Genomic DNA, 21,157 nt, shown 5'->3' with positions numbered 1-21,157 from the left:
AGGAGAACGGCGCGATGCGCTATTGGTTGATGAAATCCGAACCGGACGAAGTCAGTTTCGACGACGTCCTGTCCGCACCCGGCCAGACCGTGGCCTGGTTCGGCGTGCGTAACTACCAGGCGCGCAACTTCATGCGCGACGCCATGTCCGTCGGCGACGGCGTCCTGTTCTATCACTCGAGTTGCGCGGTGCCCGGCGTGGCCGGGCTGGCCGAGATCGCGAGCGGTCCCTATCCCGACGCCAGCCAGTTCGACCCCGCCAGCCATTACCACGATCCGAAGGCCACGCACGAGAATCCGCGCTGGATCTCGGTCGACGTCCGCGCGACGGAGCAGGGCAGTTACCTGCCGCTGTCCGAGATGCGCACCATCCCCGCACTCGAGGGCATGGTGCTGCTGCAGAAAGGCAGCCGGCTGTCGATCTCGCCGGTGACCAAGGCCGAGTGGGACGCGGTCGTGAAACGCGTACGCGCCAGGGGAGCCTGAATGGACCCGTGGCTGATCCTGGCCCTGCTGGCGATGGGCACCTTCGGCGGCTTCGCGGCCGGCCTGCTCGGCATCGGCGGCGGCATGGTGCTGGTGCCCTTCATCACCATGATCTTCACTGCGCGCGGCTTCGCCGACGAACTGGTGGTCCACATGGCGATCGCCACCTCGCTCGGCACCATCCTGTTTACCTCGCTGTCCTCGGTGCGCGCCCACCACAAGCACGGCGCCGTGCTGTGGCCCGTGGTGCGCCTGCTGGCCCCCGGCATCCTGATCGGTTCCTGGATCGGGCCCTGGATCGGCAAGCAGATGAACACCGCGCTGCTGGCCTTCTTCTTCGGCTGCTTCGTCGCCTTCTCGGCGACGCAGATGCTGATCGGGAAGAAGCCGGCGGCGGCGCGCGAACTGCCGGGCAAGCCGGGCATGTTCGCGGCCGGCGGCTTCATCGGCATCCTGTCGGGCCTGGTGGGCGCCGGCGGTGGCTTCGTCTCGGTGCCGTTCATGACGCGCTGTAATGTGCGCATCCATAACGCAGTTGCCACCAGCGCGGCGCTGGGCTTTCCGATCGCGCTCTCGGGCACGCTGTCGAATATCTATTATGGCTGGGGCGAGCCGGGATTGCCGGCGTGGTCGCTCGGCTTCATCTACCTGCCGGCGCTGGCCATCATCGTGCTGGCCAGCGTGACCATGGCGCCGCTCGGCGCCCGCACCGCGCACAAGATGCCGGTGCGCCAGCTGCAGCGCATCTTCGGCGTGATCCTGTATGCGCTGGCGGCGTACATGTTCTGGAAAGCCTTTAATTAGGCTTTCCTGACCCGCGCGCGGTCGAGCGGCAGGTCGCGCAGGCGCAGGCCGCAGGCGTCGAACACCGCATTCGCGATCGCCGCCGCGGCCGGCCCCTGCGCCGCCTCGCCGGTGCCCAGGAAGGGCTGGCCGGGACGGTCGATCAGGTGCACCTCGAGCTTGTCGGGCACCTGGCCGAAGCGCAGGATCGGATACGCGGCCCAGTCCACGGTGAGCACGCGCGTGGCGTCGAAGCGCACCTGTTCCAGCAGGGTCCAGCTGGCGGACTGGATGATGCCGCCCTCGATCTGGTTACGCACCCCGTCCGGGTTGACGATCTCGCCGCAATCGACCGCGCCGACAGCGCGCGTGATGCGCACCAGCCCCGTCTCGCGCGCCACCTCGACTTCGACCGCCAGCGCGCAGTAGGACGCCAGGTTTTTATAACGCGCGAAAGCGAAGCCGCGGCCGCGGCCAGTCTGCGCAGGCTTCCGGTAGCCGTCCCAGCCGAACTTCGTCGCTGCCAGCTTGACCACATCGACGGCGCGCGGATCGTCCAGGTGGCGCAGGCGGAAGGCGACCGGATCGGCCCGCGCCGCGCGCGCCAGTTCGTCCATGAAGCTCTCGATCGCGAACACATTGCAGTAGGCGCCCAGGCCGCGCATGGCCGAGGTGCGCAGGACCGCCTTCGGCTGGAACTGGTGGGTCACGCGGGCGTTCGGAATGACGTAATAAGGGATCGCGTTGCGGTCGCCGCTGCCTTCGGGCTGCGGGCTGGGTTTCGGCACCGGCGGCGTGAACGGCTTGGCGAGATGCGTGGCCGCCAGCAGGTTGCCGGCCTTGCCCGGACGGGTATTGTGCGGCGGCGTGAACACGTCATACTGCCAGTCGGCGATGCGGCCATCGAGGCCGAGCGTGGCCGCCACCTGCGCCACCATCGCCGCGCCGAACGGCTCCCAGCCGTGTTCGTCCTCGCGCATCCACTGCACCCGCACCGGGCGGCCGGGCAGGGCGCGCGCCAGCAGGGCGGCGTCGGCTGCGGCGTCGTCGGCGGCATTGTGGCCGTAGCAGCCGGAACCCTCCACGTGGATGCAGCGGATCGCGTCTTCCTGCACCGCCAGCAGTTCGGCCAATGCGCCGCGCAGCGGGAACACGCCCTGCGAGTGGGTCCAGACGGTGTAGCGGCCGTCCACCAGTTGGGCCACGGCGCAGGATGGGCCGATGGACGCATGCAGCTGGAAGGGACGGGTATAGACGGCCTCCAGGCGCCGGCCTTCCTTGACCGCTGATCCGCGCGCGAGAATGGTCGTCGGCGTGGACGGTTGCGCGCGGATCAGCGTGTTGACGTTCGGATGGACCGGCAGCGCGGCCGGCGTCTCCCAGCGCGCCGCGCGCGCGAGAAGCGCTGCGGCTTTCACGGCGCGGTATTCGCCGTCCGCGATCACGGCCAGGAAGCGGCCGTCGCGCACCACCTTCAATACGCCGGGCAGGCGCATGACGGCGGCAGCGTCGACCCCGAGCAGCCGCGCCGCCTGCGAAGGCGGACGCACCACGCGCGCATGCACCATGCCCGGCAGGCGCAGGTCCTGTACATAGGCGCGGCCGCCCGTGACCTTGGCCGGGATGTCTACCCGCGGCAGCGACTGGCCGATGGCGGTCCTGGGGCCCGGTGCAGGCGGCGCCGCATCCGGCGTGGCGCGCACATGCAATTCCTGGCCGGTCACCAACTGGCCGAAGCTGGCGCGGCGGCCATCGGGCGCGGAGAACGCGCCATCCTTCAGCGCCAGGCTGGATGCGGGCAGCGCCAGGCGCGCCGCCGCCAGCTCCGACAGGCGCAGGCGCACCTGGCCGGCCGCGTGGCGCAGGGCGGTGCCGCTGTCCTTCATCGAATTGCTGCCGGCGGTCATGCCTTCGTCCGGCGTGCGCGCGGTGTCGGCGGTGACCAGTTGCAGGCGCGTCGGCGCCACGCGCAGCTCGTCGGCCACCACCTGCAGCAGCGCGGTCTTGATGCCCTGTCCCAGCTCCGCCTTGCCGGTGAAGACCGTGATAGCTTCATTGGCGTCGATGCGGATCCAGGCGTCGAGCCACGGCGTTTTATCCAGGCTCTTTGGCAATTCGCCCGGCGCCGACCATGCCGGCATGGCGAACGACAGCGTCAGCGCGCCACCGGCAGCAAGAAAACGGCGGCGGTCCGTATCGATGCTCATCGCTTGCCTCCCGCCGCCAGCCGGTCGGCGGCGCGCCGCACCGCGCGCAGGATGCGCATATGTGTGCCGCAGCGGCACAGGTTTGGCGACATGTGGGCGCGGATTTGCGCGTCGGTCGGCGCCGGCGTTTTCTCGAGCAGCGCCGTGGCCTGCATGATCATCCCGGCGATGCAGTAACCGCATTGCGCCGCCTGCTCGTCGATGAAGGCTTGCTGCAGCACGCCCGGCGTGCGCGCATCGCCCAGGCCTTCGACGGTGCGCACGGCGCGCGCGCCGACGGCGGACACCGGCACCAGGCAGGACATCGCCGGTTTGCCGTCCATGATCACGGTACAGGAGCCGCACTGGCCCAGGCCGCAGCCGAACTTGGCGCCGTTCAGCGCCAGCTCGTTGCGCAGCACGTACAGCAGCGGGGTGTCGGGATCGGTATCGACGGCATGCTGCTTGCCGTTGACCTGCAGGCGGTAGGTGGTCATGGCGCTCTCGCTTTGCGGACTTGCTCGTCCAGTTCCGGCCAGGCCGGCTGGCCGGCGCCGTATTTGCGCAGGTAGGCGGCCAGCGCGCTCGCCTGGCCGTCGTCCAGGATCGCCTTGAATCCGGGCATCCAGCGTCCCGGTTCGCCGCTTGGGGGCAGGATGCCGTCGTCGACGATGTGGATCAGGCTGCGCGGATCGGGATCGTACAGCGCGATCGCTTTCTGCAGCGGCAGCGCGGTGCCGGAGCTCGGGGCGCGGCCGACGTCGTGGCAGCGCGCGCACGAGTTGGCGTACAGCGCGTAGCCGAGCTGCATGCGCGGCAGCTCGGGATCGTCGGCCGCCGGCGGCGGCAGCGGGCCGCCGCGTTGCGCCGGCGTCGCGCGGGCCGGCGCCTGCGCCAGGTGGCTGTGGGTCCAGGCGGCCAGCGCGGCCACGTCGCCTTCATTGGCCTGCGCCAGGTGCATCACCACGTCCTGCATCGGGCCGCCGGCCACCGCGTGGTCCTCGGCCATGCCGGTGCGCAGGTAAGTATGCAGCTGCGCGCGCGTCCACGGCAGCGGCGACGGCGAATTGCGGTTCAGGGCGGGCGCGTACCAGTCCTCGGCTTCGCCGCCGTCGAGCTGGCGCTCGAGGTCGGGACCGCCCAGTTTCGTGCGCGGCGTGTGGCAGGCGGCGCAGTGGGCGACGGCGTCGGCCAGGTAGGCGCCGCGGTTCCATTCGCTTGACTGCCGCGGGTCGGGCCGCCACGGCGCATCGTCCAGGTACAGCACGTTCCAGAAACCGACCAGCGGCCGGAAGCCGAACGGGAAGGTCATGTCGTTGTCGGGCGCCGCGGCGGCGATCGCGGGCCGCGTCATGAAGTACGCGTACAGGTCGTCGATATCGGCCTGCGTCATGCGCACGTAGTGGTTGTAGGGGAAGGCGGGATACAGCAGGTGGCCGTCGCGCGAGACGCCTTCGCGCATTGATCGGGCAAAAGCTTCAGGGCTCCAGGCGCCGATGCCGGTGTCGCGGTCGGGCGTGATATTGGTGCTGTGGACGGTGCCGAACGGCGTCTCCATCGGCTTGCCGCCGGCGAAGGGGCGCGCCAGGTCGGCCGTGTGGCAGGAGGCGCACATGCCCAGGTGCGCGAGATTGGCGCCGCGCTCGATGCGGGCCTGGTCGAACGTGGGGATGCTTGCCTGCGGCGCCAGCGCGGGGCGCCACATGATGGCGAAGGCGATGCCTGTCAATACGACGATGGCGGCAAGAAGCAGCCACCATCCGGTATGCCGCTTGCGCCTGCGTTGATCCATGAGGGCTCCGATCCGTGGAGCCTCATTGTCGAGCGTGAAGGACGAGCGCTCTGTGCGCTCGCCCACTCAAAGGCCGATCAGGCGGTGACCGGCCGGCCCGGCGGCTGGCGGTAGGCCCAGGCCAGCATGGCCAGGGCGGCGACGATCATCGGCAGCGACAGCACCTGGCCCGAGGTGATCGGCAGGCCGAACACGGTGGTCTCCCAGTCTGGCACGCGGAACCACTCGGTGAAGAAGCGCGCGCAGCCATACAGCAGGGTGAACATGGCGCCGACCGCCAGGCGCGGACGCGCCTTGCGCGCGAAGATCCACAGGATCACGAACACCAGGATGCCGTCGACCAGCGCCTGGTACAGCGGCGACGGATGGCGCGGGCCGGCCACGCCGGGCCACAGCATGGCCCACGGCAGGCTCGGATCGGCCAGGCGTCCCGGCAGTTCGGCGTTGATGAAGTTGCCCATGCGGCCGGCCGCATACCCGAGCGGCACCAGCGGCGCGATGAAGTCGTAGACGTCGAGCAGGTTGCGCTTGCGCTTGCGCGCCCACAGCGCCATCGCGATCAGCACGCCCAGGAAGCCGCCGTGGAAGGACATCCCGCCCTGCCAGATCATGAAGATCTCGAGCGGATGCGCCAGGAAGTACAGCGGCTGATAAAACAGCACCTCGCCCAGGCGACCGCCGACGATCACGCCCAGCATCCCGTAGAACAGCATGTCGTCCAGGTCGTCCTTGGTCCAGCCATGGGCCGCCACGTGCGGCATGCGGATGCGCACCCGGCCCAGGATGATGAACAGGGCGAAGGCGACCACGTACATCAGGCCATACCAGTGGATTTGCACCGGGCCGAGCGAAATCGCGATCGGGTCCGGTTGCGGATGAATCAGCATAGTGTCAGTCTTTCTTCAAACATTCCAGGAAGCCCTTCAATACGGGCGAATCGTTATCGCGTCGCCAGGCCAGGCCGGTTTCGGCCAGCGGCGCCGGGTCGTGCAGGGCACGGTATTCTACGCCGGGACGCATCAGGTTCGACACGGATTGTGGCACAAGTGCCAGGCCCATGCCGCCGGAAACCAGGCTGACGATGGTCTGCATCTGGATCGCCTCCTGGCCGATGGTGGGCGCCACCCCGGCCGCGCGGAAGCATGCGAGGATCGCATCGTGCAGGCCGGGGGCCACCGCGCGCGGGAAGATCACCAGCGGCAGCGGCGGCAGGTCGCGCAGGCGCACCGGGCCGGGTTTGGCAAGCGCCGCGAGACCGCTCGGCGCGCACACCAGCAGCGGTTCGTCGACCAGCTTGAGGTAGTCGAGGGAGCCGTCGGCCACCACGTGGGATGCTCCCGGTTGTAGCGGGATCACGAAGCCGGCGTCGATGCGGCCGGACAGCAGTTCCTCGAACTGGACGTCGGAGGTCGCCTCCTGCAGCACCAGGCGCACGCCGGGGAAGGCGGTGCGATAGCGGCGCAGCACGTCGGGCAGCAACCCCAGGCCGGCGGTCGAGACGAAGGACAGGGCCAGCCGGCCAGCCTCGCCGCTGGCCGCGCGCCGCACGAGTTCGGGCAGCGCGGCGGCCTCGTCGAGGATGCGGCGCGCCTCGGGCAATAGGGCAGCGCCGGCCGCGGTGAGCCCGACCATGCGCCGGTTGCGCACGAACAGCGGCGCGCCGAGCAGTTCCTCGAGGTTGGCGATGCTCTGCGACAGCGGCGGCTGGGTCATGTGCAGGCGGCGCGCGGCGCGGCCGAAGTGCAGCTCTTCGGCCACGGTGGCGAAATGGCGCAGCTGGCGCAGTTCGGGATGCATGGGGGATGACGATACAAGGGCTGTGATATGGCCAATGTATCACAGGGCCAGGCTGGAGGACCCGGCCGGGACGTTCAACGGCGCTTGTCGAGGGTCTTCTTGACGCGCTCGTTGCGGCGCTTGTCCTGCAGCTGATGCTCTTTTTTCTTGTCGAGCCCGAGTATCTTCTCGATGTACTCGAACCAGATGAAGGCGACGACGACCAGCCCGGCGATGACCCACCAGGAAAGGTCGGCAAAGCGCCACACCTCGAAGAAGCGCAGGGCGGCCAGGGCAACGATCAGGAGAATGAGCGGCATGGTGTGAGTTTTCCTTCCAGCCCTGCATCTTACAAAGAAAAAAGTGCCAACAGGCAAAAGTTATCAGTTTCTTGTTACAGGATATTGGTAAACGTGGCGATCGCGTTACAGAGTGTATCGCCCTCCTTGCCTTGCTGGGAAAGGGGTAGAATCCAATCAGTCATAAACTCGGAGAAACAAATGAAGCGGTCCCTGATGTTGTGTGTGGTGCTGTCGGTTGTCGCATCGTCGGGTGCTTACGCCCAGGCCGACCTGGCCAAGGCCAAGAATTGCATGGCTTGCCACACCGTCGCCACCAAGCTGGTCGGTCCTGCCTACAAGGACGTCGCGGAAAAATACGCGGGCCAGAAGGGCGCCGAGGACAAGCTGGTACAAAAGGTGCTGAAGGGCGGTTCAGGCACCTGGGGCCCGATCCCGATGCCCGCCAATCCACAAGTGAGCGAGGCCGAAGCCCGCTCGCTGGTCAAGTGGGTGCTGGCAACCAAGTAAGTCGACCGACGTCGCAAACGAAGCGCGCCTGCGTGAGCACAGCGCGCTTTTTCTTTGGCAAAGCATGACAACAGCCCCCAAAACCCGCTAGGGTCAGAGTTAAATTAATAAGAAATTGCCTCAAAACCTTACAAACCAATTAGGGTCAGAGTCGAATTCTTTGACAACTTTTTGCGTAGACGAAAGTCGCTTTTGATTTTGTTTGTTGTGAGGACATAGCTCGTCGGGCAGAAAACGCTTGCCTTAAGCGAGATCAAGTCCAGCTTAACGGGCGCTTGACCATAGTCAGGTGGTGACAAACTGGCAAGCGCGCTGCGCCATTGCATAGGCCGCCCGAGCCGGGAAATTGCTCAATAATTCGACTCTGACCCTCATTGATTAGTAAGGTTTTGGGGAAATTGCCAATTAATTTGACTCTGACCCTAATGGTGGGGCTGGGATGCGGCTGGAATGGTTGCATGCGCGGGTGCTGAGCCAGGTGGGCTACACTGGTGGCCCGCCTAACAGGAGCAACCATGAGAATGATTCGGATCGCGAGCATCGCTGTGAGCATGGCAACCCTGTGCGCAACGAATGCGTTGGCACAGCAAGTCAATATCAAGCCTGGACTGTGGCAGATCGACATGACACTGCCGGGCCAGGCAGGGGGCAATCAGATGGCGGCGGTCGCCGCATTGATGAAGAGTCAGATGGCCTCGATGTCGCCGGCTCAGCGTGCGGAGATAGAAAAAAGGCTGGGCGGCAGTGGGACGGAATTTACTGATAATGGCTTGCGTACGAAACAGTGCATCACCAAAGAGGACATCGCGAAATTCGACGTATTCGGCAAGAAGGGGCCGGACGGCTGCACCAGGAACACGACGCCGGTCGCCGGCGGCATGAATGTGAGCATGCAGTGCACCCAGCCGCAGGTGAAAATCGATGCCGTCGTGAAGACCCCGAGCGAGACTGCCTATACCTTCGAATCGACTGCTGCCATGGCCGGGCCTGGCGGCGCGATGATGAGCCAGAAAACCAGCGGCTCGGGTACTTGGCTTGGCAGCGATTGCGGCAATGTCGCGCCGATGTCTGGCAATGGATGAATGCGTTCGGCGCGGTGGTGAACCGGCGATCGCCTGCTTCACGACGGGGGCGATATGCAAGGGTGCTCGCGAACGGGTTGGCCTGCCGTTCGGGAGCAACTATCCGCGTGTGAAAGCTGGTATGGCTTCTTTCAGGCATGTCACGACGCTCGGCCACTAGCGCAGCGCATTGCGCACTGACAGGGCCGTCAGCGGCACCTCGTCGGGGAAGAAGAACAGCCAGTCGTGGTTGCCGAGGCTGATGCTGATCCCGGCGACCTGGAAGTGGCTATCCAGGTCGGGCGTGAAGAAAATCTGCGGCGTGTCGTCGTACGCGGCGCCGGCCAGCATGACCAGCAGGGTCGAGCCGCCCGCATCGATCGTCAGCGCCGTCTCATCGAGCATGGCAATGCTCCCGCGGCCCGACTGTACCAGGCCGCCCAGCGACCTCGAATAGAAGAAGCGCAGCGCCGTGGCCTCGTCATGCCAGGCACGCAGGCGCGCCGCGATGCCGTCGCGGCCATTCATGGAAGAGCGTTGAACCGGGTCGTGCGGTGCAGCCAGGATGCCCATCGGTCTTCTCCCGGACAGTGTGGCGACGCGACGGTCAGCGAATCACATCCATCCGCGTGCGCTGGCCGCCCTTGTAGGTGTACAAGGTCAACGCGCCATCGAGGATGTCGCCCGATGCATCGAACTGGATGATGCCGGTCACGCCCTCGTACCTGATTTTCTTGAGCTCGGGCAGGTACTTGGCCGGCTCGGCCGATTTGGCGTTCTGCATCGCGGCCGCCATCACCATCACCGAGTCATACACATACGGCGCATACAGCTGCACCTCGCTCCCGGTCTTTTGCTTGAAGCGGCTGCGGAAATCGGCCATCACCTGTTCTTGCGCGCCCTTGACGCCGCCCGCTTCGGCGCACACTACCTTCCCTTCACCGACCGCGTCGCCGGCCAGGCGGCCCAGCGCCGTGGTGCACATGCCGTCGCCGCCCATGAAGCGGGCGTCGATGCCGAGCGCCTTCATCTGCTTGAGCATCGGGCCGGCCACCGCGTCCATCCCGCCGAAGAAGATCAGGTCGGGCTTCTTGGCCCGGATCGCGGTGAGGATGGCGGTGAAGTCGGTGGCAGTGGCGCTGGTGAACTGCTTGTCGACGATGCGCACGCCAGGACCCTTGGCGGCCTTCGCGAATTCGGCGGCCACGCCCTGGCCGTAGGTGGTGCGGTCGTCGATGACGGCGATGTTCTTGACCTTGAGCGTCTCGACCGCGTACTTGCCGAGGGTGCCGCCCAGCTTGGCGTCGTTGGCGACCACGCGGAACACGCCGGGGAATTTCTGTTTGGTGAACTGGGTCGCGGTGGTGGCCGGCGACACCTGCACGAGGCCGGCGTTGTGGTAGATGCGCGAGGCTGGCACGCTGGTGCCCGAGTTCAGGTGGCCGACCACGCCATTTACCTTGGCGTCGACCAGCTTCTGGGCCACCGCCGTGCCTTGCTTCGGATCGCTGGCATCGTCCTCGGCCAGCAGTTGCAGTTTGACCTTCTGGCCGTTGATGGTGAAGCCCTTGGCGTTGAGTTCATCGATCGCCATGCGCGCCGCGTTTTCGTTGTCCTTGCCGAGGTGGGAATTGGGGCCGGAGACCGGCCCCACATGGCCGATCTTGACGACCTGCTGGGCGAAGGCGCCGCCGGCGGCGGCGATGGCGAGGGCAAAGGCAATGGACTTGGTACTGAACCGCATGAACGTCTCCGAAAGGGTAATGTGCGTCGTCGCACGGGCGTCGCGAATCATGAATTGCAGAGCAACGTTACCGCACATGACAGGCTTCGGAAAGCGATAAATACAGGGACAGGACGGGCCGCACCCGGGTGGTGCGGCGCTGAAGGGATGTGGTGCGCCGGCGGCGGCGGGATGCGCCGCCGCGGGGCAGGATCAGCGCGTGATGCGGCACCGGGCGACGTCCGCCAGCGCCTTCGACAGCCCCTGGACCCGGGCTTCGCTGCTGGCCGCCACGTAGCCGCGCACATAGGCGGCCTGTTTCGATACCTGGCTACTGCCGCCCTTGAGTTCCTCGAGCAGGTGGTCGGCCACCGCCAGGTCGTTCAGGAGGCCCAGGCGGTCCTGCAGTTTTTCCAGGTGGCCGACGTAGCGCTTGACGCGGCGCGCCGGCAGCAGGTCGCGGAAGAATTCGGCCGCGTAGCGCGCCTTCTTGGCGGCGATGCGCACCCGATGGCGGCCTGGCGCGTCGCCTTCTTCCAGGCCGTCGATGCGTTTGGCCAGGCGCTTCTCGGCCTTGCGCAGCAGCGGCAGGGCGGCTTTCGCGGCGCGTTCGGCCAGCGGCGAATCCTTGGCCAGCGTAGCGTCGGGGCGCCAGCGGCGTTCGCCCAGCCATTCGTTCAGCTGCGCCATCAGCTCAAGGTAGCGCGGCTCGCGCAGCACGTTGAGGATGTGCGCGTGATGGGCGTTGGCGCGTTCGTGCGCGGCCTGGCGCAGCGCCGCGGAATCGAAGCCCTGCACCCGCTCGAGGGTGGAGTCGGCGAGTACGTCCCAGTCGCGCGCCGGCCCCAGTTCGCCGGACAGCCACTCGATGCTGGCGTGCAGGGCGACTGGCGGCGGCGCCAGGTCCTCGAACATGGCGAGCAGCGCGCGCAGGCGCCGCAGGCCGACCCGCATCTGGTGCAGGCTTTCGACGTGCTGCTTGAGAACGCCCGGCACATTGGCCTCGATCTGCTGGACACAATTGAGGCCAATAGACTGGAACGCGTCTTCCAGCGTCATGCGCCCGCGCAGGCGCACCGGTTCGGCCTTGGTCGCGCGGATGGGTTCTTCTTGCGGCAGCGGCTGGTCTTCCTTCGGATCGTCGGACGCGACCGGCGCCGCGGCCGCGGCCGACATCTCAGCCGCCTCCTGGCGCACTTCCTTGTCGAGTTCCTTGAACGATTCCAGGGCGCTGGCCGGGGTCTCGGGCGACGATTTGCGTTGCTTGGCCATGATGGTCCTCCTGCTGACAGAATGTAGATGAGCCAAGCATACTCCTGCTTACCGCCGAGTTCGCTGCTTCATGACAGCTGTGTGACATCGCGCCTCGCCATCCTATTTACCGATGCGATAGATGACGTCCACCCCCTGCACCAGCTTCTGCACCGTGACCAGCAGCGGATCGCCGGGCGCCGTGACCGGCGTGTAGCGTGGGCCGTCGCTGGCCAGGCCCATCGCGTTCGACAGGTTCTTCAGCGGCGCCAGCGCCACGCCATTGGCCGGGCCCAGCCTGGCATTGATGCCGCGCGCGATGTTCTGCGCCTTCAGGCGCGCCGAGCCCAGGGCCTGCTTCACCAGTTCCGCTTCGATCGTGTCGGCGTCGCTGCGGCTGAAGGCCACCGCCAGCGACTCGAGGTTCGGCGTCGTCATCAGGGCCTGGATCAGCGCCGTCCACCCATTCAGGTCGCGCACCGTGGCGTGGACCGCGGCGCGGGTCTCGATCGCCTGGACCTGGTCGCCCTGTTTGATCGGGCGGCGCAGCAGGTCCTGCACCGAGATGTCCTCGAGCGCGACGCCATGCCGGGCGAGCAGCGCGCGGCTCGCTTCCAGCCGTTCGGCGACCAGCTTCCACGCGGCTTCCAGGTCGGGATCGAGGCTGACGATCTCGAAATCGATCTCGCCCGTATCCGGCATCACGTGCAGGCTGGCGGCGGCGTTCACGTGGATGAAGGGATAGGAGGGCAGGTCGGCGGCCTGCGCCGGGACGACGATGGTGGCGGCAATGGCGGCGAATGCGGCGGCGAGTTTCTTGAGCATGACGGTCCTTATGAGGGCGGGACGATTCCCGCCGACGGTCAGCTTAGTTTATCTAGACATTGATGTCTACATTAAGGAGGTATCCCATGCGCATCGCATGATGCTCAGTCGCAGAAGCGGCGATAGGCCCGGTCGCGGAAGTAGTGGGCGACGGCATCCGGCCCAGCGCTCGGATCGCACAGGGCGACGTGGCCGTCCGGCCGGACGAGGTAGTGGGCGTTGCGCGCGAAGCCGGCTTCTTCGTACGGCCGGCTCCAGGGGAATTCGCGCAAGGGCATGCCGTGCAGCAGGCACCAGGCGCGCAGGCCGTCGCCGGCCTCGCCATAGGCCTGCACCTGCCAGTCGATCCTGTCCAGCGGCGCATGGTTGTCGAGGCCATCAAGCTCGACCCAGGGCAGTCGGTCGCCGGCCTTGATGCTCCCTGCGCTGCCGATGCTGAGCGGGCTGTCGTGGTAGTTGATCGTGATTTGCGAGACGATCTTGAAGATCAGTTCGCGCACCGCATCGACGCCATAGGCGACCGTGGCGAACAGCGGGGCAATGCGGGTGCGCACGAAGTCGGCGAAGCTGCCTTCGGCAGTGATGAAGTTGAACATGCGGTCGGTGGTGTCGACCAGCTTGCGCGCGAACGCCAGGCGCTCCGTCTCGTAGCTGTCGAGCAGGCTGTCGGGCGCCTCGTGGCGCACCACGGCGGCCAGCTTCCAGGCCAGGTTGACGGCGTCGCCGATGCCGGTATTCATGCCCTGGCCGCCGGCCGGGCTGTGCACGTGGGCGGCGTCGCCGACCAGGAACACCTGGCCGCTGCGGTAATGATTGGTGACGCGGTGGTGCACGCGGTAGGTCGAGAACCAGTGGACCTGGTCGACCCGCAGGCCCAGGCTGGACAGGGCGCTGTGGCTGACGTCGTCGAAGGTGTAGGGGGCCGCGCCCTTGTCGGCGGCGCGCGCGCCGTGCACGGTGCCGACCAGGCGCCCGCGGCCGGTATCGGTATAGGGCAGCATGATCACGAAGTCGGACGTCTCGAGCGCCACGTGCACCTCGCCATCGGCGGCGACGCCGGCGGCCTGGACGTCGGCCACGTAGAACACATGGTCATAGGTGCCGCCGGGGAAACCGGCGCCGAGCCCCTGGCGCACGGCGGAGTTGGCGCCGTCGCAGCCGGCCAGGAAGCGCGCCTCGCATTCGCGCAGGCCGCCGTCCGGGTCGCGCAGGCGCGCCACCACATGGTCGTCGCGGTCTTCGAAGGCGACCAGCTCGACCGGCCGTTGGACGTGGACCCCGGCGCGCTCGAGATGGCGCAGCAGCAGCTGTTCGTGCAGGTCTTGCGGGTAGACCAGCACGAAGGGGTAAGGCGTGAGTTTTTCGCCGGCGTCCTGGAACGACAGCCGCGCGCGGCGCTTGCCCCGCACCCACATATTGAGGGCGACGTTGCGCTTGCCGGCGGCAATCGTCTCGTCGGCCAGCCCGAGCTGGCGGTAGAGCTCCAGCGTGCGCGCCTGGACCGCCATCGCGCGCGAGGTGGTGCCCGGCTGCGCCGCCTTGTCGACGATCGCGACCTTGACGCCCTGGTGCGCCAGCCACAGGGCCAGCACCATGCCGGTCGGCCCCGCGCCGGCGATGAGCACGTCGTACCTGTCCATCGCATCCTCCTACGCCCATCCTTCTCAGATGCCGGCGCGGCGGAATGGTTCATCGAGCGTCAGCCCAGTCAGCTTACTCCACGACGAAGGCCAGGTCACGTCCCTCCTGCGCCAGATTGCCGGCGAAGTCGGCGGCGTGGATGCGCAGGATGTAGGAGCCAGGTTCGAGCTCGCCGATGCGCCAGCTGCCGGTTTCGATCTCGCCGTCCTGCAGGCGGTTGTTGAGCGCATAGTCGAACTGGGTCGACTTGCTGCCATACACCGTGATGCCGCTGGTCGGCGCATAGACGGCCTTGACGGCGTCCTGGTTGCGCGGCAGGCGGTCGTAGACCTGGGTGACGAGCGGCTGTTCGTAGCCGGCCAGCGGCGTGCCGTCGGCGCGCAGCAGCTGGTAACCGAGCTTGTACAGGCCCAGCTTGCGGCGCGTCAGGTTGCCGTTGACCTGGTCGTAGGCGTTGACGACCACCTGGATCTCGCCGAGGCTGCGCGCCAAGCGGATCGGCTGGCCTTTCCTGGCCGCGATGCGCTTGCCGGCAGCGTCGTACAGCGCGATGCGCTGGATGATGGGTGGGACGGTATCCCGGAAGCCGACGAAGGGCAGGGTCAGCGGATTGACCACGTTGCCGCCCTGGTAGTAGTCGAGGTGGACGTGGGCCATGGCATTGATGGTGCCGAGGGGATCGCCGACCGCGAAGCGGGTGCCGCGCGGGACCCGCACGCGCTCGGCCTTGCCCTTGGCGTCGCGCAGGATCTGGAAGCGCGGATCGAGCGGCCGGCCCTGCGGGTCGCGCCCGACGCGCATGTGGATGTACGACAGCGGTCCCACGCTCAAGCCTTCGCTGAGGGAATTGAAACCCCAGTTGGCGTGCGGGTCGGTGACCTTGGACGGGAATACGGCCAGCACCTTCGCGCCGACGTCGGCGCGCACGTCCAGGCCAGCGTGGAAGTGGTGGCGGCTGTCGCCGTTGTAGGCGCCGCGCACTTCGCCCATCACGCCGACGACTTCGTGCACCATGTCTTGCGGGCCGACCGGCCACGGCATCGGCTCGCTGCGGGTGGCGAGCGCCGGCCGCGCCAGTATCGGCGTCGCTTCGCCCTCGCGCGGCGGCGCCAGCCGGTGCACGCGGTGGGCGTTGGCGTCGGCCACCACCAGGCTGCCGTCGCGGCCGACCGCGATGCCGCGCGGGCCGTACAGCTGCACCGTGCCGTCGCTGCCGAAGCCTTGCGGGTCGAGCGGGCGGTCGACGTCCTGCAGCGGACGCATCTCTCCTTCGGGCGTCAGTTGCAGGATGCGTCCGCCGGAGCTGGCGGCGATGTACAGGTAGCCGTCGCGGGTGAGCGCGAGGCCGGCCGGGCGCCGCAGCGGCGGGCGCACTTCGCCTTCGAGCGGGATCGCCAGCGTGTCGACCGTGCCGTCGGGCTTGACGCGGCGCACCGCGTGGTTACCGGTATCGGCCACGTACAGCGTGCCATCGCGGCCGGCCGCCAGCGCGCTCGGGGTGTCGAAGCCGGCATCGAGCAGCGCGCCATCGAGCAGGCCGGGCTTGCCATTGCCGGCCAGCGTCGTCACCGTGCCGTCCGGGGCGATGCGGCGGATGCGGTCGTTGTAGGTGTCGGCCACGTAGACGATGCCGGCGTCGTCCACCGCGATGCCGACCGGGGCGTTGAACTGGGCGGCGCGGCCGATGCCGTCCAGGTAGCCGGGAGTGCCGTCGCCCGCCAGCGTGGTGACTGTGCCATCCGGCGCCACCTTGCGGATCGCATGGTTACCGGTATCGGCCACGACCAGGTTGCCTTCATGGTCGAGCGCGATGGCGGACGGCGTATGGAAGGCGGCCGCGGCGCCGATGCCGTCGGCGAAACCTTCCTTGCCGCCGGCCAGGGTCGAGACGGCGCCGTCGGGCTGGACCAGCCGGATGCGGTTGGCCTCGCCGCCGTCAGCGACGTAGACCGCGCCGCGCGGGCCGATGGCCACGCCATAGGGGTCGCTGAAGCGGCTGGCGCTGGCCTGTCCGTCAAGTACGCCGTCACGGCCGTCGCCGGCCAGCAGGCTCACGCGCGCCGGCCAGAACGGCGTGGTCTTGGCGACCGGCGGCGTCAGGATGGCCAGGGCGCCGGGGCGCTGTTCGATGGTGTCGGTGAAGTAGATGGCCGTGCCGATGGCCAGGATGGCGGCGCCCGCGAGCGCGGCGATGAGGGGAAGTCGTTTCACTGGTACGGCCGATTGATTGCTGAACCTGCAATCTTATCTGAAACGACGGATGAGCGATGGGATGGACGGCGAAGCCGTCCATCCCACGAGGACTACCCCAAAAAGGCTCAGATCCGCAGATCTTCCAGCGACTTGCCCTTGCCCAGCGCCTCGACCACCCATTTCGGCTGGCGGCCGCGGCCGGTCCAGGTCTGGGAATTGTCGGCTGGATTGTGGTATTGCGGATTCACCTTGGCGCCGCCGCCCGCCTTCTTGCCTTTGCCGCTGCCACCCTTGGCCAGCAATTCTTCCACCGAGATTCCCATATTCTGGGCGATCTCGAGAATCTGCTCGCGCGCTTTCTTGACGTCCTGCTGCTGGCGGTTTTTGATCTCCTTTTCGATATCGAATTGAAGACCTTTCAGCTCGGCGAGGTTATAACCCGACAGATCGATGTTTGCCATTTTGTTTCATCCTTGATTAGGTGATTCGATTCGTTTCGAACAGCCGCGCAGGGATTTTACTATTTAATCGCAAAATAGGAATAACAATCGTGCGCGGGGTAATCTGGAATCAAATAAATGGCAAATCGTTAATGCATGCGGGGTTATTTACCCAGTGTCTGGAGATGGGCGATTTCTTGCGAAACAGCGCGCGTGACGACCTGGCCCAGGGTTTCCTGCAGCCCGCTGCGAATCTCGGCTGACACGCCGGCGATCGCTTTTTCGACGGCGTCGGTAATGCCGTCGCGCAGCCGCTGTTCGAGCTCGAAATCGATCCGGCCCTGTAATTGCTGCAGCACGCGTTCGGTGAGGCGGCGTTCCATGACGCTCCACTGCTCGCCGCTCCAGCGGTCGGCGGCCCGCCGTTCCAGGGCTTCCGGGTTGTCGGCATCGTCGTCGTCGAGCGCAGCGACCGCGGTGACAGGCGGCGTTGGCGCTGTCGGTGCAACCGGCGTTGCCGGCGCCACCGGCGCCGACGCGTCGGCGACGACTTCGGTCAATACGGGAATGCTGGCATCGAAAGCGGGATCCTGGTTCATGTCTGTCCTGCGACGAAGTGGGTCAATGGATAGGATTGCTTTTTATATGCGACATAGCGTTTGCGTCCTTCGGCGGCATCGGCTTCGTCGAGCGAAATGATTTCGAACACTCGCGCGAACTGCGCGAAATTATTCGGCGTGCGGCGCGTGAGGTTCACCAGCATATCGTGGTGCGGCAGCGCCACGTCTTCATTATCGGTAATCACGACCGGCGTTTGCGGCGCCAGCGGATCGCCCGCCATCACGTGCGGAATGAAATCGGTATCCGACACGTTCCACAATGCCGCATTCAAGGCCTCGGCCTGCTCGCGGCTTTCTGCCAGCACCACCACTTTGGCGCGCGAACCATATGCCTTGCGCGCCAGGCGGCAGGCATAGGAAAGCTTATCGGGAATATTGGTATGGAAGTCGATCCGGGTCATGGGATTACTAAAAAAACGGGAGGGAAAAAACTCCCTCCCTTTTGAACATCATGCATTCATGCCGCTATGGCGCAGCAGGGCGTCGATCGACGGTTCGCGGCCGCGGAAGGCCTTGAACGATTCGAGCGCCGGACGCGAGCCGCCCACCGCGAGGATCTCGCGCTGGAAGCGGCGGCCGGTCTCGAACAGGTCGGCGCCGCCCTCGACCGCTTCCTCGAATGCCGCATAGGCGTCGGCGGACAGTACCTCGGCCCATTTATAGCTGTAGTACCCGGCCGCGTAGCCGCCCGCGAAGATATGGCTGAACGAATGCTGGAAGCGGTTGAACGACGGCGGCGTGATGACGGCGAAGTTGCGGCGGATGTCGTCGACCAGTTCCTGCACCTGCTGGCCGTGCGGATCGAAATCGTAGTGCAGGTGCATGTCGATCAGCGAGAACTCGACCTGGCGCAGGGTCTGCATCCCGGACTGGAAGTTCTTCGCCGCCAGCATCTTGTCGTACAGCGCCCGCGGCAGCGGTTCGCCGGTCTGGTAGTGGGCCGTCATCTGCTGCAGCTTGTCCCACTCCCAGCAGAAGTTTTCCATGAATTGCGACGGCAGTTCCACCGCATCCCATTCGACGCCCGAGATGCCGGCCACCGACAGTTCCTCGACTTCGGTCAGCATATGGTGCAGGCCGTGGCCGAATTCGTGGAACAGCGTCGTTACTTCGTCGTGCGTGAACAGCGAAGGCTGCAGCACGCCATCCTTCATCGCCGGCGGCGTGAAATTGCAGACCAGGTAAGCGACCGGGGTCTGCACGGTGCCGTTGGCCAGCAGGCGGCGGCCGCGCGCGTCGTTCATCCAGGCGCCCTGCGCCTTGCCGGCGCGCGCATATGGATCGAGGTAGAACTGGCCGACCAGTTGGCCGTTACGCTCGATGCGGTAGAAACGCACGTCGGGATGCCACACGGGCGCGTCCTCCGGCACCACGTCGGCCTCGAACAACTGCCTGATCACGCCGAACAGGCCCTCGATCACCTTATGCTCGGGGAAGAATTCCTTCACTTCCTGGGCCGAGAAGGCATAGCGCTTCTCGCGCAGCTTTTCGGACGCATAGGTGACGTCCCAGGATTGCAGTTCTTTGATTCCGAGTTCGGTACGGGCGAATTCGCGCAGCTCGAGCAGGTCCTTCTCGGCGAACGGACGCGCGCGGCGCGCCAGGTCTTCGAGGAATTCGATCACGTGCTGAGGGCTCTGCGCCATCTTGGCCACCAGCGAGACGTCGGCGAAGCTGCCGTAGTCGAGCAGGCGCGCTTCTTCGTTGCGCAGCTTGAGCAGGTTGACGATGTTCGACGAGTTGTCCCACTTCTCGACCTCGGTGAACATGATGCCGGCGTCCGACGCCTTGGTGGCGCTGGCGCGGTAGATCTTTTCGCGCAAGTCGCGATTGTCGGCGAACTGCAGCACCGGGAAGTAGGACGGGAAGTGCAGGGTGAACAGCCAGCCGCTCTTGCCATCGCGTTCGGCGGCGGCTTTGGCGGCAGCCTTCACATCGTCGGGCAGGCCGGCCAGCTCGTCTTCGTTTTCGACCACCAGCTTGTAGTCGTTGGTCGCGTCGAGCACGTTTTCCGAGAAGCGGGTCGACAGCTGCGATTGCTGTTCCTGGATTTCGGCGAAGCGCGGCTTCTTATCTTCCGGCAGTTCGGCGCCGCCGAGGCGGAAGTCGCGCAGGGCGTTGTCGACAATGCGCTGGCGCACCGGATTGAGGCTGTCCCAGTGCGGGCCGTTGCGCAGCTGCCGGTACTTGGCGAACAGCGCCTCGTTCTGGCCGATGGCGGTAGAAAACTCCACCACTTTTGGCTGGTTCTCGTTATAGGTGGCGCGCAGCTCGGGCGTGTCCACCACGTGGTTCAGGTGGCCGATCACGCCCCAGGCGCGGCCCAGGCGTTCGCTGGCGTCGTCGAGCGGGGCCAGGGTGTCCCAGGTGACGTCGTCTACTGGCGCTTCGAGTTGGGCCACCACGGCGTTTGCCTCGGCAATCAGCTGCTCGATGGCAGGCGTGACGTGTTCGGGCTTGATCGCGTCGAAGCGCGGCAGGCCGGAAAAGTCGAGGAGGGGATTGGTATCGGTCGTCATCGTGTTCCTTCCAGAGATTCGTTAGTTGGCGGTGCGGCCGATCGCCCGTCTCGACGGGCGTGAAAATCAGCGTTGTTTCGCCAATTCGCGCTCGGCCGACTCCACCGTGTTCTGCAACAGCATCGTGATCGTCATCGGCCCCACGCCACCCGGCACCGGCGTGATGTGCGCCGCCACTTCCTTGACGCCCTCGAAATCGACGTCGCCGCACAGTTTGCCGGCGTCGTCGCGGTTCATGCCGACGTCGATCACGATCGCGCCCGGCTTGACCATGTCGGCGGTCAGGGTATTGCGGCGGCCCACGGCGGCCACGATCACGTCGGCCTGGCGGGTGTGGTAGCCCAGGTCCGCGGTCGCGCTATGGCATATGGTCACGGTGGCGTTGGCTTGCAAGAGCAACATGCCCATTGGTTTACCGACGGTGTTGCTGCGGCCGATCACGACCGCGTGCTTGCCGCGCAGGTCGATGCCGGTGGTTTCGATCAGCTTCATGCAGCCGTACGGGGTGCAGGGGCGGAAGCCTTCCAGGCCGGTCATCAGTTCGCCGGCCGACAGCACCGAATAGCCATCGACGTCCTTGGCGGTCGAGATGGCCTCGATGACTTTCGATGGATCGATATGCTTCGGCAGCGGCATCTGCACCAGGATGCCGTGGATGGCCGGGTCGACGTTCAGGGCTGCGATGCGATCGAGCAGGGCGGCTTCGCTCAAATCGGCCTCGTACTTCTCGAGCACCGAATGGAAGCCGACGTCGCCGCAGGCCTTCACCTTGTTGCGCACATAGACCTGGCTGGCCGGGTCTTCCCCGACCAGGATCACGGCGAGGCCGGGCTGCTTGCCGGCGGCGGTCAGTTTGGCGGCGCGCGCGGCGATGTCTTCGCGCAGTTGTTTGGAAAGGAGGACTCCGTCGATCAGTTGTGCAGGCATGGTGAGAGCTCGTCGCTGGGCAAAAAGTGAATTATACGACCCGGGCACCCAATCTCCTTCCTTCAGCCTATAAATCGGCCCATTTTGCGCCGTCCCGTGGCCGCTTCAGTATAGGATGTCCGTTGA

At 66.4% G+C, this 21,157-nt stretch carries 21 protein-coding genes; 4 read left to right on the top strand and 17 right to left on the bottom strand.

The genetic code is table 11. From position 1 onward, the window contains the following. The first annotated feature begins 14 nt into the window (after positions 1-14). Together Q9246_RS08735 and Q9246_RS08730 are read left to right on the top strand one after the other, a co-directional pair. Positions 15-485: an EVE domain-containing protein gene (locus Q9246_RS08735; RefSeq protein ID WP_306397034.1), complete on the top strand. Its 471-nt coding sequence runs from the start codon at positions 15-17 to the stop codon at positions 483-485. Further along, positions 486-1,289 (top strand): sulfite exporter TauE/SafE family protein, encoded by an 804-nt coding sequence (locus Q9246_RS08730; RefSeq protein WP_306397033.1) that lies wholly within the window; start codon positions 486-488, stop codon positions 1,287-1,289. It begins immediately after the preceding gene. Here the strand turns inward: Q9246_RS08730 and Q9246_RS08725 are convergent. The 6 genes from Q9246_RS08725 to Q9246_RS08700 form a co-directional block, all read right to left on the bottom strand. Next, positions 1,286-3,475, bottom strand: coding sequence for a xanthine dehydrogenase family protein molybdopterin-binding subunit (locus tag Q9246_RS08725; protein ID WP_306397032.1), 2,190 nt, complete (start codon positions 3,473-3,475; stop codon positions 1,286-1,288). The genes Q9246_RS08730 and Q9246_RS08725 overlap by 4 nt on opposite strands. Beyond that, the gene (locus Q9246_RS08720; RefSeq protein ID WP_306397030.1) at positions 3,472-3,951 is read right to left on the bottom strand and encodes a (2Fe-2S)-binding protein; all 480 of its coding nucleotides are present in this window, start codon (positions 3,949-3,951) and stop codon (positions 3,472-3,474) included. Before Q9246_RS08720 ends, Q9246_RS08725 begins: the two co-directional genes overlap by 4 nt. Beyond that, on the bottom strand, positions 3,948-5,246 hold the full coding sequence (locus Q9246_RS08715; RefSeq protein WP_306397029.1) for a c-type cytochrome: 1,299 nt from the start codon (positions 5,244-5,246) through the stop codon (positions 3,948-3,950). The genes Q9246_RS08720 and Q9246_RS08715 overlap by 4 nt, the downstream gene beginning before the upstream one ends. A gap of 77 nt (positions 5,247-5,323) precedes the next feature. Continuing rightward, complete coding sequence (gene lgt / locus Q9246_RS08710; RefSeq protein ID WP_306397028.1) at positions 5,324-6,133, bottom strand: prolipoprotein diacylglyceryl transferase; 810 nt, start codon at positions 6,131-6,133, stop codon at positions 5,324-5,326. Between the two features lie 4 nt (positions 6,134-6,137). Further along, positions 6,138-7,043: a LysR family transcriptional regulator gene (locus tag Q9246_RS08705; protein WP_306397027.1), complete on the bottom strand. Its 906-nt coding sequence runs from the start codon at positions 7,041-7,043 to the stop codon at positions 6,138-6,140. Between the two features lie 74 nt (positions 7,044-7,117). Next, the gene (locus Q9246_RS08700) at positions 7,118-7,342 is read right to left on the bottom strand and encodes a TIGR04438 family Trp-rich protein (protein WP_306397026.1); all 225 of its coding nucleotides are present in this window, start codon (positions 7,340-7,342) and stop codon (positions 7,118-7,120) included. A gap of 180 nt (positions 7,343-7,522) precedes the next feature. Between Q9246_RS08700 and Q9246_RS08695 the strand changes: the two genes are divergently transcribed. Both Q9246_RS08695 and Q9246_RS08690 read left to right on the top strand, forming a co-directional pair. After that, complete coding sequence (locus tag Q9246_RS08695) at positions 7,523-7,831, top strand: c-type cytochrome (protein WP_306397025.1); 309 nt, start codon at positions 7,523-7,525, stop codon at positions 7,829-7,831. 515 nt (positions 7,832-8,346) lie between these two features. After that, entirely contained in the window at positions 8,347-8,913 is a 567-nt protein-coding gene (locus Q9246_RS08690; protein WP_306397022.1) for a DUF3617 domain-containing protein, read from the top strand. A 156-nt stretch (positions 8,914-9,069) separates the two neighbouring features. Here Q9246_RS08690 and Q9246_RS08685 read toward each other — a convergent pair whose 3' ends face one another. The 11 genes from Q9246_RS08685 to folD form a co-directional block, all read right to left on the bottom strand. After that, on the bottom strand, positions 9,070-9,465 hold the full coding sequence (locus tag Q9246_RS08685; protein ID WP_306397021.1) for a hypothetical protein: 396 nt from the start codon (positions 9,463-9,465) through the stop codon (positions 9,070-9,072). 34 nt (positions 9,466-9,499) lie between these two features. Further along, on the bottom strand, positions 9,500-10,636 hold the full coding sequence (locus tag Q9246_RS08680) for a branched-chain amino acid ABC transporter substrate-binding protein (RefSeq protein WP_306397019.1): 1,137 nt from the start codon (positions 10,634-10,636) through the stop codon (positions 9,500-9,502). A 192-nt stretch (positions 10,637-10,828) separates the two neighbouring features. Next, positions 10,829-11,887 carry a CHAD domain-containing protein gene (locus Q9246_RS08675; protein ID WP_306397017.1) on the bottom strand — a complete coding sequence of 353 codons (1,059 nt, stop codon included), beginning with the start codon at positions 11,885-11,887 and terminating at the stop codon, positions 10,829-10,831. Between the two features lie 102 nt (positions 11,888-11,989). After that, entirely contained in the window at positions 11,990-12,691 is a 702-nt protein-coding gene (locus Q9246_RS08670; protein WP_306397015.1) for an SIMPL domain-containing protein, read from the bottom strand. A gap of 104 nt (positions 12,692-12,795) precedes the next feature. After that, positions 12,796-14,331 carry an FAD-dependent monooxygenase gene (locus Q9246_RS08665; protein WP_306397013.1) on the bottom strand — a complete coding sequence of 512 codons (1,536 nt, stop codon included), beginning with the start codon at positions 14,329-14,331 and terminating at the stop codon, positions 12,796-12,798. Positions 14,332-14,404: 73 nt separating this feature from the next. Beyond that, a complete protein-coding gene (locus Q9246_RS08660; RefSeq protein ID WP_306397012.1) occupies positions 14,405-16,543 on the bottom strand; it encodes an NHL repeat-containing protein in 2,139 nt (712 codons plus the stop codon). Between the two features lie 107 nt (positions 16,544-16,650). Beyond that, the gene (locus Q9246_RS08655) at positions 16,651-16,986 is read right to left on the bottom strand and encodes an H-NS histone family protein (protein ID WP_306397010.1); all 336 of its coding nucleotides are present in this window, start codon (positions 16,984-16,986) and stop codon (positions 16,651-16,653) included. A gap of 143 nt (positions 16,987-17,129) precedes the next feature. Next, entirely contained in the window at positions 17,130-17,564 is a 435-nt protein-coding gene (locus Q9246_RS08650) for a hypothetical protein (RefSeq protein WP_306397008.1), read from the bottom strand. After that, positions 17,561-17,986, bottom strand: a complete 426-nt coding sequence (locus Q9246_RS08645) for a DNA polymerase III subunit chi (protein ID WP_306397006.1) — start codon at positions 17,984-17,986, stop codon at positions 17,561-17,563. Before Q9246_RS08645 ends, Q9246_RS08650 begins: the two co-directional genes overlap by 4 nt. Positions 17,987-18,034: 48 nt before the next feature. After that, positions 18,035-20,104: a M3 family metallopeptidase gene (locus Q9246_RS08640; RefSeq protein ID WP_306397005.1), complete on the bottom strand. Its 2,070-nt coding sequence runs from the start codon at positions 20,102-20,104 to the stop codon at positions 18,035-18,037. Positions 20,105-20,170: 66 nt separating this feature from the next. Next, entirely contained in the window at positions 20,171-21,031 is an 861-nt protein-coding gene (gene folD / locus Q9246_RS08635; protein WP_306397001.1) for a bifunctional methylenetetrahydrofolate dehydrogenase/methenyltetrahydrofolate cyclohydrolase FolD, read from the bottom strand. Between the last annotated feature and the right edge of the window lie 126 nt (positions 21,032-21,157).

It is taken from the genome of Telluria beijingensis, assembly GCF_030770395.1.
GTDB lineage: Bacteria > Pseudomonadota > Gammaproteobacteria > Burkholderiales > Burkholderiaceae_D > Telluria > Telluria beijingensis.
This window is presented reverse-complemented; position numbering and strand designations above follow the sequence as displayed.